17 protein-coding genes are annotated in these 21,479 nt (G+C 66.1%); 12 read left to right on the forward strand and 5 right to left on the reverse strand.

All coding sequences use genetic code 11. From position 1 onward, the window contains the following. Positions 1 to 34: 34 nt before the first annotated feature. Positions 35 to 1,630 (forward strand): MASE1 domain-containing protein, encoded by a 1,596-nt coding sequence (locus ACX9OT_RS11135; RefSeq protein ID WP_459002089.1) that lies wholly within the window; start codon positions 35 to 37, stop codon positions 1,628 to 1,630. 96 nt (positions 1,631 to 1,726) lie between these two features. On the opposite strand, the gene ACX9OT_RS11140 is transcribed toward ACX9OT_RS11135, so the two are convergent. Then, on the reverse strand, positions 1,727 to 2,068 hold the full coding sequence (locus ACX9OT_RS11140; RefSeq protein ID WP_223224650.1) for a hypothetical protein: 342 nt from the start codon (positions 2,066 to 2,068) through the stop codon (positions 1,727 to 1,729). A 391-nt stretch (positions 2,069 to 2,459) separates the two neighbouring features. Between ACX9OT_RS11140 and ACX9OT_RS11145 the strand changes: the two genes are divergently transcribed. From ACX9OT_RS11145 to ACX9OT_RS11155, 3 genes are all read left to right on the forward strand, one after another. Then, positions 2,460 to 4,028: an MASE1 domain-containing protein gene (locus tag ACX9OT_RS11145; protein ID WP_459002091.1), complete on the forward strand. Its 1,569-nt coding sequence runs from the start codon at positions 2,460 to 2,462 to the stop codon at positions 4,026 to 4,028. A 107-nt stretch (positions 4,029 to 4,135) separates the two neighbouring features. Next, positions 4,136 to 5,479: a diguanylate cyclase gene (locus ACX9OT_RS11150; RefSeq protein WP_032127881.1), complete on the forward strand. Its 1,344-nt coding sequence runs from the start codon at positions 4,136 to 4,138 to the stop codon at positions 5,477 to 5,479. A gap of 85 nt (positions 5,480 to 5,564) precedes the next feature. After that, complete coding sequence (locus ACX9OT_RS11155) at positions 5,565 to 6,026, forward strand: bacteriohemerythrin (RefSeq protein WP_004151683.1); 462 nt, start codon at positions 5,565 to 5,567, stop codon at positions 6,024 to 6,026. Here ACX9OT_RS11155 and ACX9OT_RS11160 read toward each other — a convergent pair. After that, on the reverse strand, positions 6,007 to 7,308 hold the full coding sequence (locus ACX9OT_RS11160) for an MFS transporter (protein WP_189719778.1): 1,302 nt from the start codon (positions 7,306 to 7,308) through the stop codon (positions 6,007 to 6,009). The two genes, ACX9OT_RS11155 and ACX9OT_RS11160, sit on opposite strands and share 20 nt — an antisense overlap. 147 nt (positions 7,309 to 7,455) lie before the next feature. Between ACX9OT_RS11160 and ACX9OT_RS11165 the strand changes: the two genes are divergently transcribed. Then, entirely contained in the window at positions 7,456 to 8,097 is a 642-nt protein-coding gene (locus ACX9OT_RS11165) for a hypothetical protein (RefSeq protein ID WP_459002094.1), read from the forward strand. 153 nt (positions 8,098 to 8,250) lie between these two features. On the opposite strand, the gene ACX9OT_RS11170 is transcribed toward ACX9OT_RS11165, so the two are convergent. Continuing rightward, on the reverse strand, positions 8,251 to 9,747 hold the full coding sequence (locus tag ACX9OT_RS11170) for an aldehyde dehydrogenase (RefSeq protein WP_459002096.1): 1,497 nt from the start codon (positions 9,745 to 9,747) through the stop codon (positions 8,251 to 8,253). Between the two features lie 104 nt (positions 9,748 to 9,851). Here ACX9OT_RS11170 and aptA point away from each other — a divergent pair, with 104 nt between their 5' ends. The 7 genes from aptA to ACX9OT_RS11205 all read left to right on the forward strand — a co-directional run bounded on the left by aptA (position 9,852) and on the right by ACX9OT_RS11205 (position 18,447). Beyond that, positions 9,852 to 11,204, forward strand: coding sequence for an omega-aminotransferase AptA (gene aptA, locus ACX9OT_RS11175; RefSeq protein WP_049463588.1), 1,353 nt, complete (start codon positions 9,852 to 9,854; stop codon positions 11,202 to 11,204). 63 nt (positions 11,205 to 11,267) lie between these two features. Then, on the forward strand, positions 11,268 to 12,146 hold the full coding sequence (locus ACX9OT_RS11180) for a plasmid replication/partition related protein (RefSeq protein ID WP_032127886.1): 879 nt from the start codon (positions 11,268 to 11,270) through the stop codon (positions 12,144 to 12,146). 118 nt (positions 12,147 to 12,264) lie between these two features. Further along, the gene (locus ACX9OT_RS11185) at positions 12,265 to 13,551 is read left to right on the forward strand and encodes a DUF445 domain-containing protein (RefSeq protein ID WP_071228415.1); all 1,287 of its coding nucleotides are present in this window, start codon (positions 12,265 to 12,267) and stop codon (positions 13,549 to 13,551) included. Positions 13,552 to 13,842: 291 nt separating this feature from the next. After that, positions 13,843 to 16,068, forward strand: coding sequence for a TonB-dependent siderophore receptor (locus tag ACX9OT_RS11190; protein ID WP_189719808.1), 2,226 nt, complete (start codon positions 13,843 to 13,845; stop codon positions 16,066 to 16,068). A gap of 107 nt (positions 16,069 to 16,175) precedes the next feature. Continuing rightward, on the forward strand, positions 16,176 to 16,490 hold the full coding sequence (locus tag ACX9OT_RS11195; RefSeq protein WP_189719809.1) for a DUF3649 domain-containing protein: 315 nt from the start codon (positions 16,176 to 16,178) through the stop codon (positions 16,488 to 16,490). Continuing rightward, positions 16,487 to 18,121, forward strand: coding sequence for a PepSY-associated TM helix domain-containing protein (locus ACX9OT_RS11200; protein ID WP_459002099.1), 1,635 nt, complete (start codon positions 16,487 to 16,489; stop codon positions 18,119 to 18,121). Before ACX9OT_RS11195 ends, ACX9OT_RS11200 begins: the two co-directional genes overlap by 4 nt. Further along, positions 18,118 to 18,447, forward strand: coding sequence for a DUF3325 domain-containing protein (locus ACX9OT_RS11205; RefSeq protein WP_049399886.1), 330 nt, complete (start codon positions 18,118 to 18,120; stop codon positions 18,445 to 18,447). Before ACX9OT_RS11200 ends, ACX9OT_RS11205 begins: the two co-directional genes overlap by 4 nt. Before the next feature lie 187 nt (positions 18,448 to 18,634). Here ACX9OT_RS11205 and rlmKL read toward each other — a convergent pair whose 3' ends face one another. Both rlmKL and ACX9OT_RS11215 read right to left on the reverse strand, forming a co-directional pair. Next, the gene (gene rlmKL / locus ACX9OT_RS11210) at positions 18,635 to 20,773 is read right to left on the reverse strand and encodes a bifunctional 23S rRNA (guanine(2069)-N(7))-methyltransferase RlmK/23S rRNA (guanine(2445)-N(2))-methyltransferase RlmL (protein ID WP_049423319.1); all 2,139 of its coding nucleotides are present in this window, start codon (positions 20,771 to 20,773) and stop codon (positions 18,635 to 18,637) included. 145 nt (positions 20,774 to 20,918) lie between these two features. Beyond that, entirely contained in the window at positions 20,919 to 21,446 is a 528-nt protein-coding gene (locus ACX9OT_RS11215) for an alpha/beta hydrolase (RefSeq protein ID WP_049399884.1), read from the reverse strand. Between the last annotated feature and the right edge of the window lie 33 nt (positions 21,447 to 21,479).

A 21,479-nucleotide genomic window follows, 5' to 3' on the forward strand; every position in this document is an offset into this window, starting at 1 on the left:
GCGATAACGCGGTACGAGCAAGGGAGGCTTGGGCTTGAGTTGGTTGAAAAGTGGATTTGAACTGAGCTTCCGTATACGACCTGTCGGCCTCGCTCTTGCTGCGCTGTATGCCTTCGCCTGCTGGGGAGCCCGTCACTTCTCCGTTGATCAGTTCTTCCTGCCGGCTGGCATTCGCGTGGCCGCACTGCTGTTGTGTCCGCCCAGGCTCTGGCCGTATCTCATTCTTGGTGAATACGCCTATTTCGCGCCGCTGCGTTATCCCATGATCGAAGAGTACGGGATAAGCTGGGTCATCCTCGGATCGGCGTGTCTGATACCTGCGGTGGCGCTGATCGTCCACCTCCACCGCAAGGCGATGGCATCGACCAGTGAAAGTTGGCTGCTTTCCGTTGCAGCATCCGCAGCACTGGTCGCCAGCGCTCTCAAGCTGGGACTGTCCCACGTGCTTTGGCCGGTCCCGCCAAGCATGCCCTTCTACACGAATGCAGCGCTATTTGTGCTGGGTGACTACATCGCCATCCTGACAGTGGCACCACTTGCATTGCTGTGGCTCCGCCGTCGTGGCGGCTACGACTGGTCTACCTGGCGGCTGCGCCCTACCATCACGGCGCTCAGCGCTCTATGTGCTCTCAGCATTCTCATCGCCACGGCCGGTGCGCGTGATGATGCGGCACGAGCCATATTGCAGCTGTTGATGACCTTGCCCGTAATTGCGCTGACATGCATTCATGGATGGCGAGGTGCTGCTGTGGGCGTACCGCTGATGAACATAATTCTCAGCGTAACCATGCCCAGTACCGGACTACCGGGCTCGTTCGACCAGACAACCTTCTTCACGCAACAGATCATCGCGATCACGGGTACCACCCTCTTGGCTCTGGGCTCACGCATCACTCATCACTATCATCAGCGTGCGCCCACAACGGTTCAGCTACAGGAGCCGCAGACAGTGGTTTTCTCTCGCTCGGCCCACCTGGCCAGTGAGATGGATCTGCGCGAGCGGGCACTGGGCCTGCGCAGGGTAGCCGACGATATTGAAGCAGCCCTTGATGAAACCCTGAAGCTGCTCAGGACACATGGCCAGGAAGGCCCGGCAATCGATCTTCTGCGAACATTTTCCTCACGCTCGCGCAAGTTCCGCGAGCTGACCAGCATGGTCTACCCGACTGAGCTGGAGCACGCTGGGCTCTATGTTGCTCTTCAGGCAGGCGGGCTGAGCGAGGCCTGGGAAGAGACCCACCGAGTGTTCCGCCCCGTACTTCAGGGTGATCCCTGCCAGCTGAGCATGGGTTTACAGCTTGCCGCTTATCGCGTCCTTGCCGAGTCCATGTCTCTGTTGCTCAAGGAAGAACGGGGCCAGATCCAGCTCCGTGCACGTTGCGGACACGTGGGTCAACACAAGGGAATATTGATCACAGCTTCGCTGCTCGATCGCACGAGCACGTTGTCGTCGAGAACTGTCGATCTGGCAATTGAGCGTCTCTCAGCACGTACACAGGCCTACTCTGGCACAGTCAGCTGCCTGGATAACCGGATCCGGATGGTGATGCGTGATACCCACTACGAAATGCAAGGGGACAGCGCGCCGCCGCGAGTGGATGCTCCGATTGACATGCCGGTCAAGTACTGACTCAAAGCCCCGCCAGTTCGCATCAGCAACGGCAGCGAAGCGTACCCGCAGCGGCTCTGGACCACCGCGGGCACTCTACTTGCCATCTACGGTCTTTCACTTTTCGCTGGGGGACGTCTCGACGGACCAGATTGCTCCCTTCCCTTCACCGTGGACAGCCAACGAGAAGTCCGACGCTTGGAACACCAGATGCCTACGCGCCGTCGCCGGCATCGCCAGCCGCTGCGAAGGTAGCGAGACACGGACAGACGAATTTCCGGCCGGCAGTGTCCAGAAAGTGGAATCGATGTTGGCGATGATCAAAACCACTTGGCCCGAAGGATCATTGACCTGGTAGTAGGTCACACCATCGCGCTGAAAGGCATAGACAAACCAAGCCGGATCCAAGCTTAGATTGATGGCGACCGGCTGGCGTTCGCCCAAACCGGCGCTGGCCATCTGGACACCATTGCCCCCCGTTGTACAGCAGGATGCTGAAACCAGCATGGGCATGGATAGCAGAGCTACAGTCGTCGCCGCAACGGAAAATCGGGGAAATCTCACAGGCATCTCCATTTTTGATTGAGTTACTGCATCCGGGTAGTTCCGCATTGACCGCGGCAAAAGAGCGCAATGCCACTTCATGGCCGGATAAAATCGTCCGCTGCAAGCGTCAAGGCCGGAGCATCCCCAGCATACCGAGGCCCCCACGGGGGTGCCATCGCACCGACCGGCCCCCGTGTGTATTCTCCATTTTTCCGTTGCACGGCGTGCTATCTGCCGAAGCCGCTGTGCTGGGCAGGCCACGCATACGCGGGACCGAGCGTCCCAACCGACCCGGGAGGGTGAAGTGAGCTGGTGGAAGGATGGAATACAGGTAGACGTTCGCTTCCGTCCAGAAGGATTCGCGGTAGCGATCCTATATGCGGCCGCGTGTTTGGTGACGCGGCAACTGTCACTTGACCAGTTCTATCTTCCTGCGGGCGTGCGGATTGCTGCACTTCTGTTGGTACCTGTGCGCCTATGGCCGTACCTTCTGTTTGGCGAATACGCCTATTTCGCACAGATCCGTATGCCAATGGCGACAACCCACGGACTGGCATGGGTCATTCTTGGCTCAATTGGGCTGATGCCTCTGGCAATGCTGATCGTGCGCTTCCATCGCAGACATGTCCCTACCGCGGGCGGACTGTGGCTGCTCTCCCTGTCGTTCTCGGCAGGCATTGCAGTCAGCCTGCTGAACATGGGACTTGCGCGTCTGCTGTGGCCTGGCCCAGACCCGGAAATGATGCTCGAACGGGTGGGACGTACTTTGCTGGGCCAAACCACCGGTATCCTTGCGCTTGCCCCACTGGCACTGCTGTGGCTGCGGCGTCACTCCGAACCAGGATGGAGCACCCGCTTCGTTGCTTTCACCGCCACATCTATCGCGCTGATCATGGTGCTTGGATTGGCAATGAAGCTGACACCGGCTACGGCCAACACCACCCGTGAGCAACTCGTCCTGATGGCTTCGCTCCCGGCAATCGCACTTGCCTTCCTGCACGGTTGGCGCGGCGCGGCAATCGCAGTGCCGCTACTGAATCTGATCGTGCTCGCATCTACACCAAGCACTGGGCTACCCGCTTCGTTTGACCTCGGAGCCTTCTCTACGCAGCAGAGCCTTTGCGTAATAAGCGTCGCGCTGCTCGCACTGGGATCTGGTATCAGCCACTATCAACGCAAGTACCAAGAGCATGAAGATAGTGGCCGGAACACAGTAAAGCTGGCGCGCGCCTCGTACCTGGCCGGTGAGCAGGCTCTGCGTTCACGGGCGCTCGAGCTGAAATCAATTGGTGACGGCATGGATATGTCGGTGCAAGGTGTTGTTGACTGGCTCAAGACCCATGGTCACCACGATATCGCGGCAGATCTGGTTCAGACATCTGCAACGCATTCATGGCAATTCCGCCAACAGGCCAGCATGATCTACCCGACTGCAATTGAGCAGATCGGGCTTTACCTCAGCCTGCAAGCCAGCGGCGTACGGGACGGTTGGAACTCCACCGGCCGTATGAATCGACCACAGTTCTCCGGCGACCCCTGCCAGTTGAGCGTGGGTCTGCAACTATCAGCCTATCGCCTACTGATCGATGCAGTGCCGGTCATGCTGAGTCATGAGCCGGGGCAGATACACATCCAGGCACGTTGTGGCCGGCTCGGCCAGCGTCACGGCATCATGTTGAACATCGCACTGTTGGATCGCGATCGTCCACTGACGTCGGCCACCGAAGCTGCACTGATTGATCGGCTCGGCGGACGCCTGATTGCTTACGACGGCGTGCTGCTATGTCGTCACCATCGAATCACGATCATACTCAGCGAATCCCTGCCGTCCCTGGTCCAGGGGGGCAGAGCGCGAAGCAAAGAGTTCGCCTAGCTCCATTCTCCGCGGCATGATGTACGCCGGGCGCTGCATGAGCGGCTAAAGTTACGCCCGAAACCGCCGCTATCCGTGCCGAGCCCTCCTTCGTGAGCCACCGCATCATGCCCGTCCTGCCGCAGGCCGCCGTCGATGGCGACCTGGCCGATCCGCTGCCACAGCGGATCCTGCTGGTCGAAAACTCCCGTGCGTTCACCGGCATGCTGCGCGAGGCCATCGAGCAGCGCCTGGAACTGCCGGTGGTGATCGCCTCCACCCTGGCCGAGGCCGATCGCCTGCTGAGCGAGGGTGGCGGCTGGTTCCTGGTGCTGACCGGGTTGGTGCTGGCCGACGGCGACCGCGATGCGGTGGTCGAGTTCTTCCTCAAGCGTGACCTGCCCACCGTGGTGGTCAGCGGCGTGTACGACGAGGACCTGCGCAAGCGCGTGCTGCAGCAGCAGATCATCGACTACGTACTGAAGAACACCCCCGGCAGCATCGACTACCTGGTGTGGCTGGTGCAGCGGCTGGAACGCAACCGCCGCATCGCGGCGCTGGTGGTGGACGATTCCCCGTCCGCGCGCGGCTATGCCGCCGCCCTGCTGCGCATGTATGGCCATGAGGTGCACGAAGCGGCCGATGGCAACGAGGGCCTGGCCGCGATCGAGGCGCATCCGGCGATCCGCCTGGCGGTGGTCGACCAGGAAATGCCCGGCATGCAGGGCGTGGAATTCACCCGCCGCCTGCGCACCCTGCGCTCACGCGACAAGGTGGCGGTGATCGGCATCTCCGGCAACACCGACGCATCGCTGATCCCGCGCTTCCTGAAGAACGGTGCCAACGACTTCCTGCGCAAGCCATTCTCGCGCGAGGAATTCTTCTGCCGGGTCTCGCAGAACGTGGACCAGCTGGAATTGATCGGCACCCTGCAGGATCTGGCCACCCGAGACTTCCTTACCGGCCTGCCCAACCGCCGCTGCTTCCTGGAACAGAGCCAGCGCCAGCTGCCACAGCTGCAGCTGCATGGCCAGTGCGTGGCGGTGGCGATGATCGACATCGACCACTTCAAGCACATCAACGACACCCACGGCCACGAGGCCGGCGACGATGCGCTGCGTGCGGTGGCCGGTGCGGTGGCCGCGCATGCACGCAGCCAGGACCTGATCGCACGCTTCGGTGGCGAGGAGTTCTGCCTGCTGGTGCCGGACATGGAACAGGACGAGGCACTGCAGTACTTCGAGGAACTGCGACAGCGCATCGCCGCACTGGAAGTGGACATTGGCACCGCGACGCTTCGCATGACGGTCAGCATCGGCCTGTGCTGCCTGCGCCCGCAGCGTGATGCGCTGCACCGGCTGATCTCCGAGGCCGACCGCCAGCTGTACCTGGCCAAGGCCGGTGGCCGCAACCGGGTCAGCTGCACCACGGTGGCCAGCCCGCTGCGCCCGCGCGAGCCCGCCCTGCCCTGACCGGCCCGCTTTGATCCAGATCAACGCCGCACCCGCGCGGCGGCTCTACAGTCGGCCCCGACATACGCATGAAGGGGAGCCGGGGATGGCACTACTGGTCTGGCAGGACGATCTGAACATCGGCATCGATGTGATCGACCAACAACACCGCCGCATCATCGAGATGCTCAACCACCTGCACGTGGCCCAGGCCAGCATGCAGCGTGCGGCGGTGGGTGAAGTGATCGACGAGGTGGTGGACTACACCATGTCGCACTTCGCGTTCGAAGAAGAGTTGATGGAAGAAGCGGGCTACCCGTTCTGCGCCGCGCACAAGCGCGTGCATGAGGTCTTCATCAAGCGGGTATCGGAATACCGCATGCGCTTCCAGGCCGGCGAGGACATCAGCGACGAACTGCGCACCATGCTCTCACGCTGGCTGTTCAATCACATACGCGGTGATGACCAGGCCTATGCCGAACAGGTCAAGGCGCACCTGAACCAGTTCGCCCGCGAGCACCAAGGGGGCGGTTGGCTGGGGCGTACGCTCAAGCGCTTCTTTGGTTGAGCCGCAGGGCGCGCCGGTGCAGTGCCACCAGCGCGCACAGGGTCGCCACCGCAGTTAGGCACAGGTAGTAGCCGACCGCGACCAGGCCGAAGCGTTCGGCCAGCCAGGTGGCCAGGTACGGCGCCGGTGCCGCACCGAGAATGCCGGCCAGATTGAATGACAGCGAGGCGCCGGTGTAGCGCACCTCCACCGGGTAGATCTCGGCCAGGAAGGTGCCGCAGGGGCCGTAGGTCAGGCCCATCAGGAACAGGCCCAGGCACAGGAAGCCAGTGACCAGCCACGGGCTGTGCGGCTGGAACAGCGGCGCGAACAGCACACCGAAACCGACGATCAGTACGCTGGCGACGATCATCGTGCGTCGCGTGCCCCAACGGTCGCCATAGCGCGCCGACAGCGGGATACCCAGCGCGAAGAACAGCATGCCGGCCATCTGCATCAGCAGGAACCGCTCGCGGCTGTAGCCCAGCACCGCGGTGCCATGGCCGAGACTGAACACCGTCATCAGGTAGAACAGCACAAAGGTGGCGAACGCGCCCAGGGTACCCAGCAGCATCGGTACCGGATGGTCACGCAGCACCGTCCACATCGGCAGCCGCACCGGCGCCTTGCGCTCCAGCGCCTTCTTGAAATCGGGCGTCTCGTGGATGTTCAGGCGCACCCACAGGCCAAGGCCGACCAGCAGTGCGCTGGCCACAAACGGGATACGCCAGCCCCACTGCAGGAAGTCGTCCTGGCTCAGGCAGCGGCCGAGCACCAGGAAAATGCCGGCCGACAGCAGGAAGCCGAGCGGCGCACCCAGCTGCGGGAACATGCCGTACCAGGCACGTTTGCCCGGCGGTGCGTTCTCGGTGGCCAGCAGCACTGCCCCACCCCACTCGCCGCCCAGCCCCAGGCCCTGGCCGAAGCGGCACAGCGCCAGCAACGCGGGGGCCCACAAGCCAATCTGCGCGTGGGTCGGCAGCAAACCGATCAGCACCGTGGACAGGCCCATGGTCAGCAGCGCGGCCACCAGCGTGGCCTTGCGGCCGATACGGTCACCGAAGTGGCCGAACACTGCCGAGCCCACCGGACGCGCGATGAACGCGACCGCGAACGTTGCCAGTGACTGCAGCAGCGCCGCCTGTTCGCTGCTGTCCGGGAAGAACAGGTGCGGGAACACCAGCACCGCTGCCGTGGCGTAGATGTAGAAATCGAAGAACTCGATGGTGGTGCCGATCAGGCTGGCCAGCAGGACTCGACTGGGGGAATTCACGGACGGCGCGGCAGCGGTGATCGTCGACATCGGCAACACGGGTAACGGCGGATCGCCCGATTCTGCCACGGGCCGGTGGCCGCACGGGGCGATGGTTTCAGCCGACACCGATGCCAACGGAATTTTTCGGGCCACCCGCTAGGCTGCGCCACCGGTCCCTGCATGGATGCTTTGCCGATGACTGCAGTCGCGCTGTCGTGGTCCGATTCGCCGAAGCTGCCGCGCATGGCGGCATGGCTGGTGGTGCTGCTGGTGCATGGGTTGATGGCAGTGTGGCTGCTGGGCAGCGGCAGGATGACGCTGCGCAGCGACGAAGGCGCCAGGATGACGTTGTACTGGCTGCCACCGAAGCAGCACGTGCCTGCGCAACCGCACCCGGCGCAGCCCAACGCAGAGGCAGCGCGCCCGGCCGCATCGACAGCGCCACGCCCGCCCCCGGCGGCACCTACGGATGCCAGCACACCCGCGTCCGAGGAACCGCCTGCAACGGCGCCACTGATGCTGGACCTGCCTGCGGGCAGCATCGATGGCGGTGACGGCATCAGCGCAGCGGGTGTGGCCCCGCGCCTGATCGGTCGGCGCGAGGTCCATCCGGCGTTTGGGCCGCGCCGCAACTACTTCCGGATCCGTCGGCAGATGACACCCGAGCAGATCGTGCATGGCGTGGCGCAACTGCTGGGTTTGTGGCCACCGGGGTACATCGTCGACCCGTGCGAGCTGGGCCGGCAGGACATGGATTACTTCCAGAATGCCGTCGAAGAAGCCGACCGCGACATGTTGCGTGTGGCAGTGCTGCAGGTGAGTGCCCGCTGCCGGTAGCTCGACAGCTGTCTGCCTTCTGTAGAGTCGAGCCATGCTCGACTGCTCTTCGCGAGATGCAGCCGAGCATGGCTCGGCTCTACCGAAGAACGAAAAGCAGTCGAGCATGGCTCGACTCTACAAAGAGCGAACAGCGGTCAAGCAGCCACGTCGTTACAACTGGATCCAGGTGGCCTTGATCTCACTGTACTTGTCGAAGGCGTGCAGCGATTTGTCCCGGCCGTTGCCGGACTGCTTGTAACCACCAAACGGTGCGGTCATGTCGCCGCCATCCCAGCCGTTCACCCAGACGCTGCCGGCGCGCAGCTGGCGCGCAACCCGATGCGCGCGGCCCAGATCGCGTGTCCAGAGACCGGCGGCCAGTCCGTAGCGGCTGTCGTTGGCCACGCGCACGGCTTCGGCCTCGTCGTCGAAACCGAGCACCGCCAGCACCGGCCCAAACACTTCCTCGCGTGCCAAGGCCTGCTCCGGGCGCACCTGGTCGAACACCGTGGGCTGCACATAGCTGCCACCCGCCTCCACCTCGGCACGATGCCCGCCCAGCAGCAGGCGGGCACCTTCAGCTTCGGCGCGTGCGATATCCCGCATCACCTTGTCCAGATGCGCGGCGTCCACCAGCGCGCCCATCGGCGCGTCGGCGTCCAGCGGATGCTGCGGCTGCATGTGCTGGCCATAAGCAACCACCCGGTGCACGAAATCCTCACGGATCGAGCGCTGCACCAGCAAGCGCGACCCGGCGGTACAGACTTCGCCCTGGTTGAAGAAGATGCCCTGCGCCACGGCCTTGGCCGCCGCGTCCAGATCGGGAGCGTCGGCGAACACCACGTGCGGGCTCTTGCCGCCGCATTCCAGCCAGACCCGCTTGAGGTTGGATCGCCCGGAATACTCCAGCAACTTCGCGCCGGTGGCAGTGGAACCGGTGAACGCCAACACATCCACGTCCATGTGCAGGGCCAGCGGTTCGCCAACGCGCGCGCCATGGCCCGGCAGCACGTTCAGCACGCCCTCCGGCAGGCCCGCCTCGGCGGCCAGCGCCCCCAGCCGCAGCGCACTCAGCGGCGACCGCTCCGAAGGCTTGAGCACCACCGAATTGCCCATCGCCAGCGCCGGCGCGATCTTCCAGCAGGCCATCAGCAACGGGAAATTCCACGGCACGATGGCCGCCACCACGCCCGCGGCTTCGCGGGTGACCAGTCCGAGTTCGTGCGGGTCAGTCGGCGCGATCTCGCCATACAGTTTGTCCACCGCTTCGGCGGTCCAGGTCAGGCACCGCACCACACCGGGCAGGTCGATACGGCGTGCGTCACACACCGGCTTGCCCATGTCCAGGGTTTCCAGCAGCGCCAGCTCATCGGCGTGCTTCTCCACCAGCGCGGCCAGCGCCAGCAACACGCGCTTGCGATGCGCCGGGCTCGCCTGCGACCAGTGGCCCGCCTCGAAGCTGCGCCGCGCGGCCAGTACCGCGCGTTCGACATCCTGCGCGTCGCAGTCGGCAACCGCGCCCAGCACGCGACCATCGATCGGGCTGATGCAGTCGAAGCGGGCGCCGCTGGCGGCATCGACATAACGGCCATCGATGAAGGCCTGGCCCGGCATCGAGAGCTGAAGGGACAGCGCCTGCCAGTGGCTGCGGTCGGGGAAATCGGCCATGGGAAGCTCCAGCGGTCAACAAGCTTTGGTTATACCGGGACCGCCGCGACTCCACCGTGACGCGGCTGCGCTACATTCGTCGCATCGGACCCGATGGAGCTGGCATGAAGCGTCCCGAAAGCGAGCTGCACGACCTGGCCACCCAGCGCCCCGAGTCACTGGACGCGTACTGGATGCCGTTCACCGCCAACCGCCAGTACAAGGCCGCGCCGCGCATGCTGGTACGCGCCGAAGGCATGCACTACGAGGACGTCGACGGCCGCCAGATCCTCGACGGCACCGCCGGCCTGTGGTGCTGCAACGCCGGCCACGCTCGCCCGCGCATCGTCGAGGCCATCGTCGAGCAGGCACGCACGCTCGACTATTCGCCGGCCTTCCAGATGGGCTCGCCGCCGGCCTTCGCACTGGCGCAGCGGCTGGCCGCACTGGCGCCTGCCCCGCTCAACCATGTGTTCTTCACCAGCTCCGGCTCCGAGGCGGTGGATACCGCGATGAAGATCGCGCTGGCCTATCACCGCCAGCGTGGCGAGGGCCAGCGCACCCGCTTCATCAGCCGCGAGAAGGCTTACCACGGGGTCGGTTTCGGCGGCATGGCGCTGGGTGGGCTGCCCAACAACCGCAGGGCGTTCGGCCTGCAGCTGGGCGGCGTGGACTACCTGCGGCATACCCTGGACCTGCCGCGCAATGCGTTCAGCAAGGGCCTGCCACGCCAGGGCGCCGAGCTGGCCGACGACCTGGAACGGCTGATCGCCCTGCACGACGCCTCGACCATCGCGGCAGTGTTCGTCGAGCCCATTGCCGGTTCGGCCGGGGTGATCCTGCCCGCGCCGGGCTATCTGCAGCGCCTGCGCGAGCTGTGCGACCACCACGGCATCCTGCTGGTGTTCGACGAGGTCATCACCGGTTTCGGCCGGGTCGGCATGCCCTTCGCCGCGCAGCGCTTCGGGGTCACCCCGGACCTGCTGACCTTCGCCAAGGCGGTCAGCAACGGCGCGGTACCGCTGGGTGGCGTGCTGGCCAGCGACGCCGTGCATGCAACCCTGATGCAGGCACCGCCGCAGGCCATCGAGCTGTTCCATGGCTATACCCATTCCGGCCATCCGCTGGCCTGCGCCGCAGCGCTGGCCACGCTGGAGGTCTATGCCGAGGAGCGCCTGTTCGAGCGTGCCATCGAGCTGGGCGAATACTGGCAGGAACGGCTGCATGCGCTGCAGGGCCTGCCCAACGTGATCGACATCCGCAACTTCGGGCTGGTCGGCGCGGTCGAGCTGGCGCCGCGCCGCGATGCCCCCGGCAGCCGTGGCTACGAGGTGTTCCGGCGCTGCTTCCAGGACGGCCGGCTGCTGGTGCGCTGTACCGGCGACATCATCGCGCTGTCGCCACCTCTGATCGTGGACAAGGCGCAGATCGACCAGATCACCAGCACCCTGGGCGAGATGATCCGGGCCACCGCCTGAGCCCGGGCCGGCGGTGGCGAGCGGGTACAATGGGCGGTTCCGCTCCTGCTCGCTGCCGTGCCCATGGATATCGTCGTCAAAGAAGAACTCAAGGCCTACATCGACCCGCTGACCGCGGACGAACATGACGCGCTGGAGCGCAGCATCCTGGCCGAAGGCTGCCGCGATGCGCTGGTGCTGTGGGGTGATGTGCTGGTCGATGGCCACAACCGTTTCGGCATCTGCCAGAAGCATGGCCTGCCCTTCAATACCGTGCAGAACACCCGCTTCCAGAGCATGGAAGACGTACACCTGTGGATGATCGAGCAGCACCTGGGCCGCCGCAGCGTGTCCGACTTCCAGCGCGGCGTGCTGGCGCTGCGCAAGCGCGACATCCTGGCCGCCCGCAAGCAGATCGAGCAGGCGCAGCTGCAACGCGAGAGCGACGGCACCGCCGAAGCCATCGAGGACGCGGGTGAGGACAGCCCGCCGTGGGAACCGGCACCGAAGATCAGCCGCGCCGAGCTGGCCCGCGAGGCCAAGCTGAGCACCAGCCAGGTCGGCATGATCGAACGCATCCACGCCCAGGCCGCGGCCGAGGTGGTGGAAGCGGTGAAGGCCGGCGTGATCTCGATCAGCGCTGCTGCTGCCGTGGCCGACCTGCCGGAAGACGAGCAGCGCGCCGCTGCCGCCGGTGGCAAGGATGAGCTGAAGCAGGCCGCCAAGCGCGTGCGCGAGTCCAAGCGCAAGCCGCGCGCACCGAAGCCGGAAGCAGCCGAGATGGACTTCGAGGAAGCGGACGAAGAGCAGATCGCCAGCCGCGACGCCGAGGTGCTGTCGGCACTGGAGCAGCTGGGCGAGGATGCCCCGGCGCTGCGCCGCCGCGTGGTCGCGCTGACCCGCGAGAACGACACCCTGCGCGCGCAGCTGGCGGCGTTGCGCAAGCAGCTCGAAGCGCTCTGAACCAACGGGTAGTGCCGGCCGCGGGCCGGCAACCCCATGGACGTTCCGGGTGCGTTGCGGATGCCGGCCAGCGGCCGGCACTACCAGATGCTCATGCCGTGCCGGTTAGACTTCCGGCATGACGTCTGCCAACGATCCGCGCCGCGCACAGCTGCGGCGCCTGAAAGCCCTCGCGCTGGGACTGCTGCTGTTGATGCTGGCCGGTTTCGCGGTCAGCCACTGGCAGGGCGAGCGCGGCATCTGGGCCTGGGTCTCGGCCTTCTGCGAAGCAGCGGCCGTAGGCGCACTGGCCGACTGGTTCGCGGTCGTCGCGCTGTTCCGGCGGCCGATGGGCCTGCCGATCCCGCATACGGCAATCATCCCACGCAGCAAGGAACGCATCGGCGACAGCCTGGCCCTGTTCGTGCGCGACCAGTTCCTTGAACCACAGGTCCTCTTGGCAAAGCTGCAGGTATTCGACCCGGCCAGCCGTCTCGGCAGTTGGCTGGCCGACCCTGCACGTTCGCGGATGCTGGCCGACATGGCCCGCGGCTGGGCCCTGCAGGCACTGGACTTCTTCGACGAAACCGCGGTGCGTCGGCAGCTGCACGCCTTCGTGGTGCAGCAGCTGCGGCAGTGGAATGCCGCCGCCACCGCCGGTGAGCTGCTGGCCCTGCTGACCGCCGATGGGCGCCACCAGCGCGTGCTGGACGAGGGCCTGCAGCGCTTGGGGCGCTGGCTGGAGCAGCCGGAAGTGAAGGAGCGCGCCTCGCAGCTGATCGTGCGTTACATCCAGCGCGAGTGGCCGACGCTGTCGAGCACGGTGAACTGGGTCAAGCCGATCGACGAGATCGGCGACAGCCTGGCCGAGCGACTGGCGCGGGCGGTGCTGGAAGAACTGCAGCAGGTGCTGGCCGAGCCGCAGCATCCGCTGCGCCAGGACTACGAGAGCTGGCTGCAGAACTACGTGCAGCGCCTGCGCGAGGACCCGGCCCTGGCCGAGCGCATCGAACAGCTCAAACAGGAAATGATCGACCACCCTGCCCTGCAGGAGTACGTGCAGGGGCTGTGGGCGCGCATCCATGCCAGCCTGCGTGCCGACCTGCAGCGTGAGGATTCGGCGCTGGTCGGCCACCTGCAGCGCAGCCTCGCGTCACTGGGCAGCAGCCTGCAGGCCGACCCGGCCCTGCGCGACGCGCTGAACCAGCATCTTCTGGAGGGCGCCCAGCGCCTCACCGGCCGCCTGCGCGAAGGCGTGACCACGCATATCGCGCAGACCGTGAAGAGCTGGGACGAACGGCATCTGGTCGAACAGCTGGAACTGAGCGTGGGCCGCGACCTGCAGTTCATCCGCTTCAACGGCACCCTGGTGGGCGGCCTGATCGGCCTGCTGCTGCACGCCGCGACGGTGGTGTTCAGGTTCTAGGACCCCATCCGGCAGTCGATCCACGCCCTGCGTGGAGACGGAATTCGTCACGCTTGATTAACGAAATGCGAATGCCTATCATTTGCCGATCGGTTGTACGCTTAGCCAAGCGGGGCACGGAAGCACGCACCCACCCGCCCCTTCGCCCGTGTACATCCCCCGACTACCGGGTCGCCCGCACTACACGGGTGGCACACCGTCGATGGGACTCGCTGGGCGACGTGCGCGGAGCGCACGGCTGCTGCGTCTGCGCATTCCATCGCCTGTTTCGTCCTGCATGGAATCGCACCGATGGCAATGCCGTTGAACCACCCTCGTCCCACTCTGCTGGCCCTGGCCGTGACCGCACTGATGATCGCCCCGCTGGCCCACGCCGACGGCACTGCCGATCCTTCCGCGCGCACGCTGGATACGGTCCAGGTCACCGCTGACGGCGATATCGTCGACAGCTATACGGTCAAGCGTGCCAGCACGGCCACCAAGCTCGGCCTGTCGCTGCGCCAGACACCGCAGTCGATGACCGTGGTCACCCGCCAGCGCCTGGATGACATGGGCTTGTTCTCGCTGTCCGATGTGATGGGCCAGGTCACCGGCGTGGCGGTATCGGTTACCGACAGCGAGCGCATCAACTACGTCTCGCGCGGCTACAACATCACCAATTTCCAGGTCGATGGGATGCTCAACACCTTCGGTGGGTACATCAAGACCAACACCGACAGCGTGATCTATGACCGCATCGAAGTGGTGCGCGGCGCAACCGGCCTGACCACCGGTGCCGGCGATCCCTCGGGCACCATCAACTTCGTGCGCAAGCGTCCTACCGACAGCTTCCAGATGAGCGCCAACCTGACCCTCGGGCGTTGGGGCAACCAGCGCCTGGAGGCCGACCTCGGTGGCCCGGTTGCGCTCGACGGCCGCATCCGCGCGCGCGTGGTGGCGGCCAAACAACAGAGTGACTCGTTCCGCGATGTCTACAAACTGGACAAGGACGTGTTCTACGGCATCGTCCAGGCCGACATCACCGACACGACCCTGCTCGAGGCCGGCTACGAATACCAGTCGCCGCGCACCACGGGCGTGACCTGGGGCGTGGTGCCGTACTGGGGGTCCGATGGCCAGCCCGCCAACCTGCCGCGCTCGACCAACCTGTCCGCCCGCTGGAGCAGTTGGCCGATCATCGAAAAGAGCGCATTCGCACGCCTTGAGCAGCAGTTGGGCAACGGCTGGACCGCCAAGGCCGCCTATACCCGCTCCAAGCGCGAAACCGACGGTGCGGTGTGGTACGGGGCCTCCGGCTACCCGAATGCCGATGGCAGCGGCATCAGCGCCTTCGTCGGCAGCTTCGGCGAGAACGGCGATATGCAGGTGTTCGACTTCAACGTTGGCGGTCCGTTCCGGCTGTTCGGCCGGGAACACGAGCTGGTGCTCGGTTTCGGCCAATCGGTGCGCAAGGGTGAAGTGCCTGCCACCCACACTGCTGCCTACCCGGACAGCTACACCCGTGTACCGGATTGGCATCGCTGGAACGGCGACGTCGCGCCGCTGCAGGTCACCCGCCTGGGCTATCTGGCTTCTGAAGACGAACTGCGCCAGCGCGCGGCCTATCTGGCGACGCGCCTGCAGCTGGCCGATCCGTTGACCGCGGTGCTCGGCGCGCGCTACGGCAGCTGGGAAACGCGCACCTGGAACTACACCCACGACGCCGCCGGTCGCCTGACCGATACGCGTCGTGGCGGCTACAAGCCGGACGACTCGCTCACTCCGTATGCCGGCTTCATCTACGACTTCAACCGCTACTTCAGCGGCTACGTCAGCTACACCGACATCTTCCAGCCGCAGAACTACCGTGACCGGGACAACAACTACCTCGAACCGGTGGTCGGTGACATGTGGGAGGCCGGCGTCAAGGCCGAGTTCTTCGACGGTCTGCTGAATGCTTCCGCGGCCGTGTTCAAGGGCCAGAAGGACAACGTTGCCGAGCTCGACGACTCGGTGCCGGAAAACTCGCTGCCGGGTGGGGTCAGTGCCTACCGCTCCACCGGCAAGGGCAACAAGGTCAAGGGCTGGGAGATCGAAGCACAAGGCAGCCTTGGTGAGAACTGGAACCTGGCGGCCGGCTTCACCCACACCGTCAGCCGCAATGCGCAAGGCGTGCGCCAGAACACCGTCATCCCGGTCGATCTGTTCCGCCTCAACGCCAGCTGGCGACCGGGCGGTGCTGAAGGCCGCTTCTGGCTGGGCGGTGGCGCCACCTGGCAGAGCGGAATCTGGAGCCTGAGCAACAAGCCGCGTGCGGATTTCCTGACCAGCGGCAAGCGCGACCGCGTGGCAATCGAACAGGGCGACATCTACCTGCTCAACCTGTCGGCGGGCTATCGCTTCAACGAGAACTTCACCGCGCAGGTAAACGTGAACAACCTGCTGGACAAGAAGTACTACAACCGCGTCGGTTTCTATGACGGCGTGTTCTGGGGCGAACCGCGCAATGTGACGATGACACTGCGCTGGAAGCTCTGACCCTCGATGGATGGCACCGGTTCTGCGACCGGTGCCCGGCCACGGATGGCCAACCCCGGCGCGCTGCGGTGCGCCGGTTCCTTTTCACTGAAACCTGCAGGAACGCCGTGGACCGCTCGCCCGCAACCGCCAGCCCCCGCACCTTCTTCTCCAACCCGCGCTGGGGCGTGCTGTCACGCTCGCTGGCGGCGATCTTCGGCGGCTACGCGCTGGCTTCCGTGACCAGCGTGTTCTGCGCGGTGGCGCTGCCCGGCGCTCGAGGCCAGACCGTGCTGACCGGCATGCTGCTGGCCATTCTGGTGGCCGCCTGCGCGGCGCTGTGGGCGTTCGCCACGCGCAGTGCGCTGCGTGCGTGGGGCGGCATCCTCGCCCCCACCCTGCTGATGGCAGTCATCGCGCGCATGCTGGGGGCCTGGGCATGAAGAATGGATTCCGCCAGTCGATGGCCTGGCTGCACACCTGGACCGGCCTGCTGGTCGGCTGGCTGCTGCTGCTGATTTTCATGGCCGGCACGGCCAGCTACTACCGCGAGGAAATCAGCCGCTGGATGCGCCCGGAACTGCCCTCCAGCAACGTCAGCATCAATGTGGCCGCGCAGCGTGCCGTGGACTACCTGCAGGCCAACGCCGCGCAGGCCGAGAACTGGTTCGTCACCCTGCCACAACCGCGCAACCCCGCCATGCAGATGTTCTGGCGGCTGCCGCCGGAGCTGGCCGACCCCAGCCGTGGCCGTCGAGGGGGCTTCGGCGACGCCACACTGGACCCGAACACCGGGCAGGCACTGAAGGCCCGCGAGACCCGCGGCGGTGATTTCTTCTACCGCCTGCATTTCGACCTGCACTACATCCCGGTGCTGTGGGCGCGCTATCTGGTCGGCTTCTGCGCGATGTTCATGCTGGTGGCAATCATCACCGGCGTCATCACCCACAAGAAAATCTTCAAGGACTTCTTCACCTTCCGCAAGGACAAGGGCCTGCGGTCCTGGCTCGATTTCCACAACGTCAGCGCGGTGATGGCCCTGCCCTACCACGCGATGATCACCTACACCGGCATCGTCACCCTGATGATCATGTACCTGCCGTGGGGCGTGAAGGTGGCCTACCCGCAGGACGAGGATGCCTTCTACAGCGAGGCCTTCGGTGGCATGCCGGAGGTGACTGCACCTGCCGAAGGCCGCGCCACGCCGCTGCCGATCGCGCAGCTGCTGGACAGCGCGCGAGCGCATTGGCACGGCGTGGAAGTGGCCGGCTTCACCGTGTCCAACCCGGGCGCGGCCAATGCAGTGATCGACATCCGCCAGCGTGACGGCAAGCGCCTGTCCACCGACACCCCGGCCGTGCGCTACGACATGGTCAACGGCACGCTGCTGGAAGAAACACCGCCTTCCGGTGGCGCCACCGCCACCCGCGGCGTGCTGTACGGCCTGCACCTGGCGCGCTTCGCCGACTGGGGCCTGCGCGCACTGTTCTTCCTGTCCGGCCTGGTCGGCTGCCTGATGGTGGCCAGCGGCGTGGTGCTGTGGGCGGTGAAGGAACGGCCCAAGCACGCCAAGAGTGGCCGCACAGGCTTCGGCCTGCGCCTGGTCGATGCGTTGAACATCGGTACCGTGGCCGGCCTGCCGATCGCCTTTGCAGCGTACTTCTGGGGCAACCGCCTGCTGCCGCTGGACATCACCGAACGCTCCAGCGCCGAGGCCAACGTGTTCTTCTACGCCTGGGGCGCGGCACTGCTGGCCGCCTTCATCTGGCCGAAGCGGATGATGTGGGCCTGGCAGCTGTACCTGGGCGCAGCCGCGTTCGCGCTGGTGCCGGTGGTCAATGCGCTGACCACGCATGCGCACCTGGGCAACACCCTGCGCAACGGGGACTGGGTGCTGGCTGGCTTTGATCTGTCGATGATCGCGTTCGGCGCGATGCTGGCGCTGTGCGGCTGGCGCATGCAGCGCTGGACACCACCGCTGAGCGCGGCCGAGAAGAAGAAGCGTGCAGCGGCGGCGGCGCCCAAGGCCCCGGTGGACGCTGCAGAAACCGCCGAAGCGGAGGCCAGCGCATGATGCTGCTGGCATTGACCCTGTCGTTCTCTGCGTTCACCGCGCTGTCGCTGGCGATGGAGAAGCACCAGCACGACCTGCACGGCAAGGCTGCAGCCACCCCGGCACGGCGCACGCAGTGGCGGGTGCTGGGTTGGGTGCTGCTGACGGTAGCGTTCGCATTGTGCGTGGTCGACCACGGCTGGGCGATGGGCCCGGTGCTGTGGCTGGGCGTGATGACCGTGGGCGGCGTGGTGCTGTCGTTCGGGTTGTACCCGTACCGGCCGAAATGGATCGCGCCGCTGGCGATCGCGCTGCCCGTGGCCGGGCTGCTGGTGGCGTTGCTGTAACCGCCATCCACGCATGGCGTGGATCTACTGAACAGCCATCCACGCATGGCGGGGATCTACTGGACAGCCCTCCACGCATGGCGTGGATGTACCGGCCAGATATGGGGAGTGCCGGCCGCTGGCCGGCATCCCATGAACCCTCTGCGGATCTGACAACGTTGCCGGCCAGCGGCCGGCACTACCGTAATTACCCCAACCGCTTCAGTTCCCACGCGCGGTGGATGCGCGCGTTGCGCTCGAAATCCGGGCCGATGGTGCGCGCGGTGATTTCGCGGCACTGGGCGAATTCGGCGATGGCGTTCTCTTCCAGCTTGAAGCGGCGGAAGTTGTTGGAGAAGTACAGCACGCCACCCGGCGCCAGCCGCGCCACCGCCGCGCGCAGCAGCTTCAACTGCTCGCGCTGCACGTCGAAGTCATCGGCGCGTGCGGAGTTGGAGAAGGTCGGCGGATCGCAGAAAATCACGTCGTACTGGCCACGGTCGCCTTCCAGCCAGGCCATCGCATCGGCCTGCACCAGGAGGTGCTGGTTGCCGCCCTGCCCGTTCAACGCCAGGTTGTCGTAGCACCACTGCAGGTAAGTCGCCGAAAGATCGACGCTGGTGGTGCTGGCCGCACCGGCCACGGCGGCCTGCACGCTGGCCACGCCGGTGTAGCAGAACAGGTTGAGGAAACGCTTGCCACGCGCCTGTTCGGCCATCATCCGGCGCAGCGGGCGATGGTCGAGGAACAGGCCGGTGTCCAGGTAGTCGAACAGATTCACCTGCAGCAGCGCGTTGTTCTCGCGCACCACGATGAATTCGTCACGCTGCTCGAAACGGCCGTACTTGCTGCCGCCCTTGCCGCGCTCGCGCGACTTCATCGAGACCTGCTCCGGCGGCACGCCGAATACTTCGCGCGCGGCCGCCAGCAGCTCGTTGCGGCGGCGGCGCACGTCGTTCTCCGGAATCGCCGCCGGTGCGGCGTATTCCTGCACATGCAGGAAGGTGCGGCGCTTGCCACCGTCTTCCTCGTAGACATCGATGGCCGCCGCGTACTCCGGCAGATCGGCATCGTAGGCACGGAAGCAGGTGATGTCCTCGCGGGCACGCCAGCTCTTGAACTTCTTCAGGTTCTTGCGCAGGCGGTTGGCCACCATCTGCGCACCTTCGCTCAGCTCGCGCGGTTGCGCCGGGTCGCGGCCCGGCACGGCGATCGGGTCGCAGACGATCAGCGCGCATTCCAGCGCACCGTTGAACATCTGGTACTTCTTGCCCGCACGCAGGCCGGTGGCAAAGGCCAGTTCGTCATTGCCGCACAGCAGGCTGGCGCGCCACTGCGGCACCGCCTTCTGCAGGGCATTGCCCAGTGCGCGGTACAGCGCCGGGTCGGCGGCCAGGCGTTCGTCATACGGCGGGTTGCAGACCACCGCACCGATCTCCTGCTCCGGCGCGGCCAGGTCGGCCACATCGGCGCGGGTGAAGCGGATCGCGTGGGCGACACCGGCCACCTCGGCATTCTCGCGTGCCGCCTGAATCGCGGTCGGGTCGATGTCGCTGCCGTGGATGACCGGCTTCAGCGCGGCCAGGCCAGCCGCTTCGCGGTCACGCGCCTCGCTCTGGATGCTCTTCCAGGCGGCCTTGTCGAAGCCCAGCCAGCGGCTCGGCGGCAGGCTGCCGTGGCGCATCAGGCCGGGCGCGACGTCGGCGGCCATCAGCGCGCCTTCGATCAGCAGCGTGCCGCTGCCGCACATCGGGTCCAGCAGGCCGCCACCGGCGGCGTGCAGCCGCGGCCACTGCGCGCGCAGCAGCAGCGCGGCGGCCAGATTTTCCTTCAGCGGTGCCTCGTGAGCGGCGCCGCGCCAGCCACGGCGATGCAACGGGCCGCCGCCGAGGTCGATCGACAGCGAGGCACGGCCTTTGCGCAGTGACAGGTTGACGCGCACATCCGGCAGGTCGGTGTTGACCGACGGGCGCTCCAGACCTTCATCACGCATGCGGTCGACGATGGCGTCCTTGATCCGCTGCGCGGCAAAGCGGGCATGGGTGATCTTGTCGCCGGACACGTGCGCGTCCACCGCCAGGGTCATCTCCGGCTTGATGTGCTCGTGCCACGGCAGCGCACGCACGCCGTCATACAGGGCCTGCTCGTCCGGGCAGTCGAACTCGTCGATCGGCCACAGCACGCGGCTGGCCAGGCGCGACCACATCACGATCCGCAGCGCCTGCTCCAGTTCGCCCTCGGCGTTGACGCCGGCAATGGTGGCAGTGGCCTTGCCAAGGCCCAGGGCCGACAGTTCATCGGCAAGCAGGTATTCCAGGCCCTTGGCGCAGGAGACGAAGAATTTCACAGGATCGGTTCGCAGGTGGTCGGGCGCGGCACAGGGGCCGGGCCAGTCGGAAAGGAGGGCCGTAGGCACGGCCGGCAGGCCCGCGCCGGGGGCGGCGGGGCTGCCATTGTAGTCAATGCGGGCGGGCGCGCCGTGCGCCCGGGCTTCACAGTTGCCGCAGCAGGCGCTCGAAGGCCTGCGCGGAGGCCTCCACGTGGTGCTCCAGGCGGTGGCCGTCGTCGACCAGCAGCAGCTGCGCCGAACGCGCCTGCGCCCAGGCAATCACCCCGGCGGCCGGGACCACGTCGTCATGCCAGGCCTGGACCACGGTGGTCGGCACGGCGGCGGCGTCCAGCGCCGGCATCGGGCCCATGGTGGTCGGCGGCACCATCAGGAACAGGCCGGCCACCGGCACCTGCAGCGAGGCGATGGCAGAGATGTAGGCACCCAGGCTGGAGCCGGCCAGCACCACCGGGCCCTGCTGGGCAGCGATGGCGGTGCGTTCGACCAGGCGGCGCAGGCGGGTCGGCACATCGCCCACCCGGCTGACCTCGCTCATCGCGTCCAGGTCGGTGTAGTCCGGGCGCTCATGGGTCCAGCCCAGGCGCTGCGCCACGTCGGCCAGCGCGGTGACCTTGGTCGCCTCCGGGCCGCTCTCGAAGCCATGGGACAGGATGCAGTGGCCACGGCTCATGCGCGTGCTCCGTGGGCGCGGGCCGACGAGGAA

The sequence above is a fragment of the Stenotrophomonas genospecies 3 genome (assembly GCF_054473855.1).

Coding starts and splice junctions, on each gene's coding strand:
- ACX9OT_RS11180 (WP_032127886.1), top strand. CDS start 11,268: ATGGATATCGTCGTCAAAGAAGAACTCAAGGCCTACATCGACCCGCTG.
- ACX9OT_RS11215 (WP_049399884.1), bottom strand. CDS start 21,446: ATGAGCCGTGGCCACTGCATCCTGTCCCATGGCTTCGAGAGCGGCCCG.
- ACX9OT_RS11170 (WP_459002096.1), bottom strand. CDS start 9,747: ATGGCCGATTTCCCCGACCGCAGCCACTGGCAGGCGCTGTCCCTTCAG.
- ACX9OT_RS11190 (WP_189719808.1), top strand. CDS start 13,843: ATGGCAATGCCGTTGAACCACCCTCGTCCCACTCTGCTGGCCCTGGCC.
- aptA (WP_049463588.1), top strand. CDS start 9,852: ATGAAGCGTCCCGAAAGCGAGCTGCACGACCTGGCCACCCAGCGCCCC.
- ACX9OT_RS11205 (WP_049399886.1), top strand. CDS start 18,118: ATGATGCTGCTGGCATTGACCCTGTCGTTCTCTGCGTTCACCGCGCTG.
- ACX9OT_RS11165 (WP_459002094.1), top strand. CDS start 7,456: ATGACTGCAGTCGCGCTGTCGTGGTCCGATTCGCCGAAGCTGCCGCGC.
- ACX9OT_RS11155 (WP_004151683.1), top strand. CDS start 5,565: ATGGCACTACTGGTCTGGCAGGACGATCTGAACATCGGCATCGATGTG.
- ACX9OT_RS11160 (WP_189719778.1), bottom strand. CDS start 7,308: ATGTCGACGATCACCGCTGCCGCGCCGTCCGTGAATTCCCCCAGTCGA.
- ACX9OT_RS11200 (WP_459002099.1), top strand. CDS start 16,487: ATGAAGAATGGATTCCGCCAGTCGATGGCCTGGCTGCACACCTGGACC.
- ACX9OT_RS11150 (WP_032127881.1), top strand. CDS start 4,136: ATGCCCGTCCTGCCGCAGGCCGCCGTCGATGGCGACCTGGCCGATCCG.
- ACX9OT_RS11185 (WP_071228415.1), top strand. CDS start 12,265: ATGACGTCTGCCAACGATCCGCGCCGCGCACAGCTGCGGCGCCTGAAA.
- ACX9OT_RS11140 (WP_223224650.1), bottom strand. CDS start 2,068: ATGGCCAGCGCCGGTTTGGGCGAACGCCAGCCGGTCGCCATCAATCTA.